Here is an 11,537-nt window from a genome sequence, read left to right as displayed (position 1 = left end):
GGAGACGCCCATGGTGGAGACGCTCACGCTGTACCGCCCGGTGGGGCTGAAGGAGGCGCAGCTCGTCCGGGAGGTCGACGGCCGAGGCTTCCCTCCCCGGCTGCCGGACCAGCCCTTCTTCTACCCCGTGATGAACGTGGACTACGCCCGGCAGATTGCCCGGGACTGGAACGCGCCGGACGCGGGCAGTGGCCACGTGGGCTTCGTCACCGCCTTCGACGTGGAGGCCCCCTTCCTCGCCCGCTACCCCGTCCGCACCGTGGGGGCCAGGCTCCACCAGGAGCTGTGGGTCCCCGCCGAGGAGCTCGCGGAGTTCAACGCCCACCTCGTGGGCCCCATCCGCTTCCTCGAGGCCTGGTTCGGCCCGGACTACCAGGGCCCCGCCATCCCCTGGGTCCCCGCCGGCGACCCGCACACCGTGGCCCGCCCGGCGCGCTGAAGCCAAGGGCCCGGGCCCGTCCAGCCTGAAGTGCCGCCGGGAGGGAAAGCCCCCTCCCGGCAACTATTTCCGACCCGCCACGCAAGGAAATCGACCCCTCTTCGTTGAGGTGGACGACCCATTTCGAGGGCACGCTCCGTATCCTTTTTCGAGGATGACGGCTGGCCGGGCATTGGGCTCGGACTCGGCTCGCGTGGGTCGGAGACACCGTGCTGCCAGGCAATGACCGCTCCGTCCTGGAGTCCTTCCGTCGTGGGGACACCACCGTCCTCACCCAGGTGTACCGCGCCTATTCGCCGGAGGTGCTGCGCTACCTCTCACGACGGTTCGCGGTGGGCGCGGAGGGAGGAGCCAGCCGCACCATCTCCCTGTCCGCGCTGGACCTGGACGCGGCCCACCAGGAGACATTCGTGCGCGCGTTCCGCCCCAACATGCGACAGGCCTACGACGGGGTCCGCCCCTACCTGGGCTTCCTGCTGACGGTGGCGCGCTCCACGGCCATCGACCTGATGCGCGCATCGGGGCGGGTGTCCCGGGAAGCGGTGTCCCTGGACGAGGCGCCGGAGCTCGGTCAGCTCCCCAACGAGGGACGCAGCCCGGAGGAGGAGGCGCTGGGCACCGAGGTGCGCGAGCTGGTGCGCCGCTTCCTGGAGTCCCAGCCCGAGGAGGCCCGCGCGCTCGCCCAGCTGCGCTTCGTGGACGGGCTGTCCCAGGAGAGCGCCGCCGAGCAGCTGCAGCTCACCCGCGGAGAGGTCCGGGTGCGCGAGCGGCGGCTGCGCACGCAGTTCACCGAGTACCTGAAGACCTCCGGCTGGTTGGAGACGGCGGCGGAGCCCGGGCGCATGGAGCTGGGTGTGCTCCTGGCGACCCTCGCCCTGTGCGCCATAGGGAGCATCCCATCATGAGGTGGTACGAGCGACACATCGACGCGGGACTGACGCGACAGGCCCAGGGTGAGCTGCCCTCGCCCCAGGCCGCCCGCCTGCTGCGCCATGCGCATCTGTGTCACCGATGTGGCCCGCTCTATGAACGCTGGGCCCGGGCGCAGCGCGCCCTGGAAGGCTCGCTGGAGGCGCCCTCCTCCGTGGAGCGGCACGCGCTGACGGAAGGCGGCCTGGAGGCGGCGCTCGCGGCGGCCGCGCCCCTGGAGGCGCCCGCGCGCTGGCCCTCGCTGACGGCCCTGGGCGGCGCGCTGGCGGCGGTGGTGCTCGCGGTGGTGCTCACGTCGCTGCCCCGGGACGAGTTCCGCTCGCGGGGCCTGGGCACGCCCCCACCCGGCGTCGCGCTGCGCATCTTCTGCGCCACGCCCGGCCAGCCGCTCAAGGAGCTCCACGCGAGCGAGGCCTGCCCCGCCGGCGCCATGCTCGCCTTCGCCGCCGGAGGACAGGCGCCCTACACCCACGTGGCCCTCCAGGTCCGCGGCACCCAGCGCGCGGAGCTGATGGCCGGGCCCTTCGTGCTGACGGGCACCCCGGGTCAGGAGGCACCGCTGGAGCTGACGGTGCCCCTGCCGGAGACGGTGGGCGAGGCGGAGGTGACCGCCGCGTTCGCCGGCAGCCCGTCCGCGGCCCTGGCGGCCTTGCGAGGGGAGGAGCAGGGGGGGGCAGTGGTGCTCAAGCAGACACTGAGGGTAGAGGAAGGTCCATGAACAAGCTGGGAGTGCTCCTCGGGGTCGCCGCGCTCTTCGCAGCCCGCGACGCCTCGGCGGATGCCCTGGTCCGACGTGCCCTCGTGATTGCCCACAACGGGAGCGACGACCCGTCGCTGCCCGCGCTGCGCTTCGCCGACGATGACGGCGTGCTGTGGGCGGAGACGCTGCAACGGCTGGGCGTGGAGACGACGCTGCTGGTGGACCCCGACGCGGCGACGCGCGCGGGGGGACGGCCCGTGCTCGCGGGCGCGCGGCCGCCCACGCCGGAAGAAGTGAAGCGCGAGGTGGCCCGGCTGCGCGCCGCCAGCCTGGCCGATGACGAGGCGGGCCGCGCCACGGACGTGCTCGTGGTGTACGTGGGCCACGGCAACACGGACGAGGCGGGCCGCGCCTACTTCACGCTGGCCGGGGGCCGGCTGGACAAGTCGAGCCTCTACGCGGACGTGGTGGACCCGCTCGCCGCCGACTACGTGCACCTCATCGTGGACGCGTGCCGCGCCTCGGGTGTCGTCGGCAGCCGCGGCGGGCAGACGGAGGCGGCGGTGCTGGCGGAGCTGCGCGGCATGCTCGCGCGCGAGCAGCTGGCCACGCGCCCCATGGTGGGCGCCGTGTTCGCGGAGAGCGACGACGGCGAGACGCACGAGTGGTCGCGCATCCGCGCCGGCGTCTTCAGCCACGTGGCGCGCTCGGGCCTGTTGGGCGCCGCCGACATCAACGGCGACGGGCAGGTGGAGTACAGCGAGCTGGGCGCCTTCGTGTCCGCGTCACTGCAGGGCGTCAAGGGCCTGCCCGCGCGGCTGAGCATCCACGCCTTCGCGCCCACCGGCGAGCCGCGCCGTCCGCTCGTCGGCGCCGCGCCCGCGGGCCCCAGCCTGGTGCTGAGCTCGAACTTCGGCCAGTCGCGCGTGTCCGTGGAGGACGCGGAGGGCCGGCGGCTCGCGGACGTGCGGCGCGCGGAGGACCAGTACGTGATGCTGCGGCTGCCCGAGCGCGACGTGTACTGGCTGCGCACCCCCACCAGCGAGGCGCGCATCACCCTGGCGGAGCTGAGCCAGGGGGTGCTGGACTTGAAGCCACGCGAGCTCCAGGAGCGTGGCCCCGCCGAGGAGGCGCTGCGCCGGGGCCTGTTCGCGGTGCCGCTCGACAAGAACTTCTATGACCAGTATGTGGCCGCCGCGGGCCTGGTGCCGGTGGACTTCTCCCGCGCCTTCCCGCCGGCCGAGGGCGGCGGCTTCGTGCCCCGCTCGCTCGTGTTGACGGCACCCCACCCGTTCTTCTCCGGCCTGGAGGTGGGGCTGGTGGGCCAGCAGGCGCCGCTGGGGCTCGACGCGTACGCCACCGGCCCCAGCCTGTCGTGGCGAAGCCAGGGCGACTCGAACTTCTATTACGGCGGGCGCGCCAGCTACACGGTGATGCCCAAGCGGTTCGAGAACGTGCGCACGCACCGCGCCACGGTGCTGGCGCTGGTGGGCACCCGGGACGTGCGGCGCACCCCGCTGTTCGTGGAGGCCGGAGCGGGCTGGGGCATGCTCGGGGTGTCGTCGCCGAACAAGCGCATGGGGGACCTCACCGTCTCCACGGGCCACCTCGCGGCGGGGGCGTCGGGACGGCTCCTGGGCATGCACCTGCGGCTGGCCGCCACGGCCTCCGCGGACCGCGTCACGCTGGATGGCGATGACGCGTGGGACACGATGTTCGGTCTCGAGCTCGCGTTCCGACGCTGAAGCGCCGAGCGGCCTCAGGGGGCCTCATGATGCGACGTCTGGGAGTGACGCTGCTGGGCCTGCTGCTCGCCGGCTGCGACGGAATCAACCTGTCGCAGCTCACCTGGCGCTACCCGCCGCTGACCCGCTTCGAGGTCGAGCCTCCCGGAGGCCGGTGCCCGTTCGGTGGGGACCGGGTGCTCACCGGCATCGACCAGAACGAGGACGGGCTGCTGACCGGCACCGAGGTCATGTCGGAGCACTACGACTGCGACGGCCAGCCGCTGGCCTGGGTGACGCAGGCGCGCCCCGTGGAGCCCACCGATTCGTGCCCCCTGGGCGGCGTGAGCACGCGCTCCGGACTGGACCAGAACCGCGACGGCGAGCTGAGCGACGCGGAGGTCACCCACGAGCGGCTCGACTGCACGGGCGTGTATCCGGTGAACGTCCGGGTGCGGGGCGTCGCGGAGGGATATCCCGCGTGCGAAGGAGAAGGCGCGCTGGTGGAAGCGGGGCCCGACCTGGATGGCGACGGCCAGCTCGGGGCCATCGAGCGGAGGTCCCTGGCGGTGCACTGTGGCGAAGCCCCCTCGCGAATCCTGGCGCGGCTGGAGAGCGAGCCCGTCGGGGCGCGCTGCGCGATGGGCGGCCACCGGGTGGACTCCGGAGCGGACCAGAACGCCGACGGCGTCCTCCAGGAGCAGGAGGTCACCCAGCGCAGGCGGGTGTGCCAGGGAGCGCCCATCCTCGACGGAGACCTCTTCGCGACCACCGCGGAGGACTTCGCGCTGCTCAAGACGCTCGTCCGCATCGAGGGCTCGCTCGTGCTCTTCCGCACGCCGCTGGAGCAGCTCGTGCTGCCGCGATTGGCGGAGATCTCCGGCGGGTTGATCGTGTCGGAGAACGCCGCGCTGACGCGCCTGGAGCTGGACGCGCTGCGCTTCGTGGGCAACGAGGTGCAGATCTTCGTCAACCTGGAGCTCACGGTGCTGCGCTTCGGCGCGGCGACGCAGCCCCAGCCGGTGTGGCTGGAGAACAACCTCTCGGTCTGGAACAACCCCCGGCTGGAGAGCCTGGACGGGCTGCGCAGCGTGCGCGTCCGTCAGGACCTCTTCCTCGCCTACAACGACTCGGCGCAGAGCCTGGTGTCGTGGGACCTCACGGACCTGGGGGGGACGCTCTCCGTCGCCGACCACAAGAGCCTCAGCCGCCTGCCGTTCCAGAACCTCCGGACGGTGGGGGGCTCGCTCGCCATCCACAACAACCCGGTGTTGACCACGATGAGCTTCCCCGACCTGCTGGAGGTGGGGCAGTCCATCGACATCGGCAACAACGCCTCGCTCAGCCGCTTGTCGGGGCTGTCGTCCCTGCGCGCGGTCCATGACGTCTTCATGGTGAGCAACAACGAGTCCCTGCACTCCATCGACGCGATGCCGGGGCTCAACCACGTGGGCTCGCTGATGCTGATGAACAGCCCTCGGCTGGAGGCGTTCGACTTCACGAACCTCCAGTCCATCCGCGGCCAGCTCGTGGTGGCCTACTGCCCGAAGCTGTCGAGCCTGGGCGCCTTCCCGCGCCTGGAGTCGGTCGCCGGCCTGGAGCTCCTGGACAACGCCTTGCTGTGGGATGTCTCGGGCCTGGACCGCGTCCGGAGCCTGCGCTCGCTCGTGGTGCGGGACAACGCCTCCCTGCAAGGCCTGGCGGGCCTGCGCAAGCTCCTGTCCGTGTCGGACCTGACCATCCAGGACAACCCCCGGCTGCTGACGTTGGACCTGGACGGGCTGACGGAGGTCGGCGCCACGCTGACCATCCAGCGCAACCCGTCGCTGCCGTCATGTCTGGCGAACCAGCTGGCGGACCGCGCCCTCCGGGGCGGGACGCGCACGGTCCAGGACAACGACGAGCAGACGCCCTGCTCCTCGCCCCTGCTCCTCCCCGGAGAGCCGGTCGCGGCCCGCGGGGCCGCCGCTGGAGAAGACGCACCATGAGATGGACCTGGCTGGCCCTGCTGCCGCTCGCGGCGGGGTGTGACTCCCTGCGCATCCGCGACCTGATGGACCACCCGACAGCGCTCAGCCGGGAGGTGGTGGAGCTGCCCGGCGAGAGGTGTGAGCTGGGAGGCCGCGACGTGCTGGTGGGCACGGACGACAACCGCAACGGCGTGCTCGACGACGAGGAGGTCACGGGCTCGACGCTCGTCTGCGCCATCGCCGAGACGCAGATGCGGGTGGAGCAGCAGCCGGTGCCCCCGGGCGAGCGGTGTCCGGGCGGGGGGTGGGTCACCCGCGCCGGCCACGACTTCAATCAGGACGGCGTGCTGGACACGCCCGAGGTCGCCCGCGAGGTGTATTCGTGCCGCGACATCGCCGAGGCCCAGCTGCTCACGCGCACGCGAGCGGCCACGCCCTCCTCCCGCGTCTGCCTGGAGCCCACCACGCTCACCGTCGTCGAGGCGGGCCACGACGAGGACGGCGACGAGGTGCTCGGCGACGACGAGGTGCGCACCCGCCTGGAGGTCTGCGTGGAGACCTCCCGCCTGCTCATCACGCGCGCCTGGGAGCCGACGTGCGCGGCCGGGGGCACCCGCGTCAGCGCGGGCATGGACCTGGACGCGGACGGGGTGCTCGACGACGAGGAGGTGCTCGCCTCGAATCCCATCTGCGAGGACCTGAACACGTTCGACGGCACCTTCGTCATCCGGGGGCCGGTGGACGTGGCCGTGCTGAAGGGCATCTCCCGCATCCGGGGCAACCTGGAGGTGAGGACGGGCAACACCCCGGTCGCCGAAATCCAGCTCACCGCGCTGGAGGTCGTCGACGGCACGCTGTACGTGCAGGACAACGCGTCCCTCACGCGGCTGGAGCTCCCCGGGCTGCGCTTCATCGGCCAGGGGCTGAGCGTGCTGAACAACGCCGCGCTGGAGACGGTGACGGTGGGCGGCGCGACGGGACAGACCTCCTGGGTGGGCACCCATCTGGAGGTGGCGCACAACCCCCGGCTCCAGAGCCTGGACGGGCTCCAGTCGGTGGTGCCGCGGGGCGGCGTGCTCATCGAGGACAACGCGCGGCTCACCCACTCGTCGGAGGGCCTGGGACTGCGCGCCATCCAGACGCTGACGGGCTCGCTGCGCATCAAGGACAACCCCGCGCTGGAGCTCCTGCCGCTGCCCAACCTGACGAGCGTGGCGCAGAGCGTCCTCATCGAGAACAACGCGCGCCTGACGACCCTGGAGGGCACGCGGCTGGAGCACATCGGCAAGAACCTGGAGGTGACGAACAACCCCGCGCTGCGCACGCTGACGGGGCTGGGGGCGCTGCACACCATCGGGGTGACGCTGGAGGTCCGGCTCAACGCGGCGCTCGTCGACAGCCACGGGCTGGGCTCGCTCGCGCAGGTGGAGAGCATCTTCTTCTCGCGCAACGACGCGCTGGCGTGGTGGGGGAACATGCCCCGGCTGCAGGGCATGCGAGGCACCCTCTCGCTGGAGGCCCACGCGCGCCTGGTGGAGGTGCGCGGCATGGAGTCGCTGCGGATGCTGTCGTGGCTGAGCCTCTACAACAACTCCGCGCTGACGACGCTGACGGGGCTTGCGGGCGTGGAGCGGCTGACGGGGCTGGCCTCGGAGCAGAACGGCGCGCTGACCAGCCTCGCGGACCTCAAGGGCCTGCGCACCCTGGAGTCGCTGATGCTGCTGGACAACCCCGTCCTGACGGAGCTGGGGCTGCCCGCGGTGCAGCAGGTGTCGCGGTACTTCTCCATCCAGCGCAATCCCCAGCTCCCCACGTGCCGGGTGAGGGCCTTCGGCGAGCGCGTCTACACCGGTCCGGGGAACGTCTACCTGGTGGCGGGCAACGACGACGCGGCCACCTGTCCCTGAAGGCGAAACGTCGTGCGAGCCGGGCCTCCGTGCCCGGGAAGAAAGGGGGCTCCCATGCGGTGGTACTGGCTGGTGCCGCTGGCCTGGCTGTGCGGCTGTGATGACATCCGACTGGGCAGCTTCCTCGAGTCGCGCCCGACGTTGAGCCGCAAGGAGGGGGTGCCACCCGGCGAGCACTGCGCGCACGGCGGGCAGGTGGCGTACGCGGGCGAGGACCTCAACGGCGACGGCCTGCTCGCCGACGACGAGGTCACCCGCGCGGAGTACCTGTGCACGCCCGCGCCGCCCCAGGCGAGGCTGCGCACCCGCGGCGAGCCCGCGGGCGAGCACTGCGAGCATGGTGGTCTCGCGGTGGAGACGGGCGTGGACACCAACGCGAACGGCACGCTCGAGGACGACGAGGTGGACGACGTCGACTACTTCTGCGCCACCCCCCTCCCGGCGTGCTGGTGCACCTGCGGCGCGAGCCCATGGGTGAGACCTGCCCGCTTGGAGGACAGGTCACCCAGGCGGGGCTCGACGCGAACGGGGACGGACTGCTCCAGGCCGGTGAAATCTCCCGTGAGGTCGTGGGCTGCATGGAGCCCGCGCGGGTCCTCTCGCGGCTCGAGGCCCTGGGCGTGGGCGGTGCATGCGGCACCCAGTCCAGGTACGCGGTGGAGTCGGGACCGGACCACGACGGCGACGGCGCGCTCGACGACGACGAGGTGAGGGCCGTCAGTCAGCTCTGCGCCTCGACGATGAACACGCTGTCGTGGCGCCATGCCGACGAGCCCGCGGGGATGAACTGCGTCTCTGGCGGCGTCGTGGTGGCGGCGGGCAATGACCTCGACCAGGACGGTGTGCTCCAACAGAGCGAGGTCCTCGACGTCGCGTATGTCTGCCATCCCTCCGCGACCTACGACGGCGACTATGTCGTGACGACGGACGCGGACGTCGCGGCCCTCCAGGGCATCTCCCGCATCCGGGGCGACCTCGTCGTCTCCTCTCCCAGCCTCCTCGAGCTCGCGCTGCCAGGCCTGGAAGCCGTGGACGGAAGCCTGCGCATCCAGTCGAACCCACAGCTCTCCCGCGTGGTCCTGACCTCCCTTCGCTTCGTGCGCGAGGACCTGTCGTTCTCCGACCACGACGTCCTGCGGCTGGTGTCGCTCGGTCCCACCAACGCTCCCGTGCCGCAACCCGTGTATGTGGGCGGCTCCCTGCGGGTGGAGCGGAACCTCCAGCTGCCCTGGGCCGGTCTGTCCTCGGTCGCGCCGCGCAAAGGTCTGCGGGTGACGGACAACTTCTCCCTCCTGGAGCTGGGCCCCCTGCCCTTCGTGGACACGCTCTCGGGGGACGTGGTCATCGAGCGGAACCGGCTCCTCAGGAAACTGAAGCTCTCCCAGCTCACCCACGTCGGCGCGAACTTCTTCCTCCGGGACAATCCCAGCCTGACGTCGCTCGAGGGGCTGGACCTGCTGCGCGGCGTCGGTGGCGACTTCTCCGTGATGGAGAATGGCCTGCTGGCAGACGTGGCGGCGCTGACCCGCCTCGAGGCCGTGGGCGGAGCCTTCGTGCTGGAGACCAACGCGAACCTGAAGCACGTCAGCCTGCCCCGGCTCTCCCGGGTCGAGGGCCTGTTCATCACGCAGAACCCGGCGTTGACCACCCTCGGCCCGCTCCCCGCCCTGCGGGACACGGGGCACGCCTTCGTCCTCGTCCTGAACGACAACCTGGACCTCGTCACGGGGCTCGAAGGGCTGCGCGCCTTGAACGGCACGCTCGCCATCGGCGGCAACCCGAAGCTCACGAGCCTCATGGCCTTCGAGCCCCTCGAATCGCTGACCCACCTGCAAATCAACGAGAACCACGCACTGCCGAGCCTCGCGGGCCTGCACAACCTCCGCACCCTCGACACGCTGTCGGTGCGCGAGAACCCGGCCCTCACCGAGTTCGGGCTCCAGGCCCTGACGCAGGTCCGGAGCTCCTTCGTGGTGCGCGACAACCCCCAACTGTCCCAATGCCACGTCACCGCGAGAGCGGACGCCGTCTTCACCGGCCCCGAGGACGAGCGCTCCCTCTACGGCAACGACACGACGGCGGTGTGCACGCCCCCTTGAGCCCCGCCCGCTGACGCCCGCCCTCCGAGCGCGCCACGGGCCGCCCGTCCCGTCGCCTGGGGCACGAAGCCGCGCCGATGCGCTCCTTCCCGGAGGAGCGTGCGCATGGCCAAGCCCGTCATCCTCGCGGTGGACGACGACACGGAGGTGCTTCGCGCGGTGGAGCGCGACTTGCGGCGCCAGTACGGCCGCGAGTACCGGGTGCTCAGCTCGGACCGGGGAGAGGCCGCGCTGGAGACGGTGCGCCAGCTGCGGCTGCGCGGCGACCCGGTGGCGCTCTTCCTGGTGGACCAGCGCATGCCGGGCATGTCCGGCGTGGAGTTCCTGGAGCAGGCGAAGACGCTCTACGACGAGGCCCGGCGCGTGCTGCTCACCGCGTACGCGGACACGCAGGCGGCCATCCACGCCATCAACGAGGTGCGGCTGGACCACTACCTGCTCAAGCCCTGGGAGCCGCCCGAGGAGCGCCTGTACCCGGTGCTGACGGACCTGCTGGAGGAGTGGTGGGCCCACCACCCGCCGACCTTCGAGGGCATCCGCGTGCTCGGCAACCGCTGGGCCCCTCGCTCGCATGCGCTGCGCGACTTCCTGGGCAGCAACCAGGTGCCCTACCAGTGGCTCGACGTGGAGGGCAGCGACGAGGGCCGCCTGCTGCTCGCGCAGGCCGGAGGCGCCGCCGTGGAGAAGCTGCCGCTGGTGCTCTTCCCGGACGGCACGCGGTTGATGGGCCCGTCCACCCTGGAGGTGGCCGAGCGCATCGGCTTGAAGGTGCGCGCCACCAAGCCCTTCTACGACCTGGTCATCATCGGCGGAGGTCCCGCGGGGCTGGCGGCCGCGGTGTACGGCGCGTCCGAGGGGCTGGGCACCGTCATGGTGGAGCGCAGCGCGCCGGGAGGACAGGCGGGAACCAGCTCGCGCATCGAGAACTACCTGGGCTTCCCCGCGGGGCTGAGCGGCTCGGACCTGGCGCGGCGCGCGGTGGCGCAGGCCGCGCGCTTCGGGGTGGAGATACTGACGCCGCAGGAGGTGAGCCACCTGCGCGTGGAGGACCCGTACCGCATCGTCACGCTCGCGGACGGCACGGAGCTCAGCTGCCACGCGCTGCTGCTCGCCATGGGCGTGCAGTGGAAGAAGCTCTCCACGCCCGGCATGGAGGCGCTCACCGGAGCGGGCGTCTACTACGGCTCGTCGCGCACGGAGGCGCTGTCGTGCAAGGACGAGGAGGTCTACATCATCGGCGGCGCCAACTCCGCCGGACAGGCCGCGCTCTACTTCGCGCAGTTCGCCCGTCGGGTGACGCTGGTGGTGCGGGGGGACTCGCTGGAGAAGGGCATGTCCCATTATCTGGTCGAGCAGGTGCGCTCGCTCTCCAACGTCACGGTGCTGCTCGACACGGAGGTGACGCGCGTGGAGGGCGGCGCGCATCTGGAGTCCGTCACGTTGGCCACGCGCGGACAGCCCGAGCGCACCGTGCCCGCGAGCACGCTGTTCGTGATGATTGGCGCGGTGCCCCGGACGGAGTGGCTGGACGGGCTGGTGGCGCGCGACGAGCGCGGCTACATCCTCACCGGCCCGGACCTGATGCCGGCCGGACAGCGGCCCAAGGGGTGGAAGCCGGAGCGGGCGCCCTTCCTGCTGGAGACGAGCGTGCCGGGCATCTTCGCCGCGGGCGACGTGCGCCACGCCTCCATCAAGCGCGTGGCCTCCGGCGTGGGCGAGGGCTCCATCGCAATCTCCTTCATCCACCAGTACCTGAGCGAGGTGTGAC

The 11,537-nt window shown here is 71.8% G+C and carries 8 protein-coding genes; all 8 read left to right on the top strand.

Annotated elements, in window-relative coordinates; translation table 11 throughout:
- Positions 1-10 precede the first annotated feature (10 nt).
- Positions 11-439, top strand: coding sequence for an ADP-ribosylation/crystallin J1 (locus K8640_RS33055; protein ID WP_223750711.1), 429 nt, complete (start codon positions 11-13; stop codon positions 437-439).
- A gap of 209 nt (positions 440-648) precedes the next feature.
- On the top strand, positions 649-1,344 hold the full coding sequence (locus K8640_RS33050) for an RNA polymerase sigma factor (RefSeq protein ID WP_223750710.1): 696 nt from the start codon (positions 649-651) through the stop codon (positions 1,342-1,344).
- Positions 1,341-2,087 (top strand): hypothetical protein, encoded by a 747-nt coding sequence (locus tag K8640_RS33045; protein ID WP_194869257.1) that lies wholly within the window; start codon positions 1,341-1,343, stop codon positions 2,085-2,087. Before K8640_RS33050 ends, K8640_RS33045 begins: the two co-directional genes overlap by 4 nt.
- Positions 2,084-3,814, top strand: a complete 1,731-nt coding sequence (locus K8640_RS33040) for a caspase family protein (RefSeq protein ID WP_223750709.1) — start codon at positions 2,084-2,086, stop codon at positions 3,812-3,814. The genes K8640_RS33045 and K8640_RS33040 overlap by 4 nt, the downstream gene beginning before the upstream one ends.
- A 26-nt stretch (positions 3,815-3,840) precedes the next feature.
- A complete protein-coding gene (locus tag K8640_RS33035) occupies positions 3,841-5,781 on the top strand; it encodes a hypothetical protein (RefSeq protein ID WP_223750708.1) in 1,941 nt (646 codons plus the stop codon).
- Complete coding sequence (locus K8640_RS33030; RefSeq protein ID WP_223750707.1) at positions 5,778-7,670, top strand: hypothetical protein; 1,893 nt, start codon at positions 5,778-5,780, stop codon at positions 7,668-7,670. Before K8640_RS33035 ends, K8640_RS33030 begins: the two co-directional genes overlap by 4 nt.
- 578 nt (positions 7,671-8,248) lie before the next feature.
- Positions 8,249-9,769: a hypothetical protein gene (locus tag K8640_RS33025; protein ID WP_223750706.1), complete on the top strand. Its 1,521-nt coding sequence runs from the start codon at positions 8,249-8,251 to the stop codon at positions 9,767-9,769.
- A gap of 105 nt (positions 9,770-9,874) precedes the next feature.
- The gene (locus tag K8640_RS33020) at positions 9,875-11,536 is read left to right on the top strand and encodes an FAD-dependent oxidoreductase (protein WP_223750705.1); all 1,662 of its coding nucleotides are present in this window, start codon (positions 9,875-9,877) and stop codon (positions 11,534-11,536) included.
- Position 11,537: the final 1 nt, after the last annotated feature.

Source organism: Myxococcus sp. XM-1-1-1, assembly GCF_020037095.1.
GTDB lineage: Bacteria > Myxococcota > Myxococcia > Myxococcales > Myxococcaceae > Myxococcus > Myxococcus fulvus.
The sequence above is the reverse complement of the archived record's forward strand: the minus strand, read 5'-3'. Positions and strand labels throughout refer to the sequence as shown.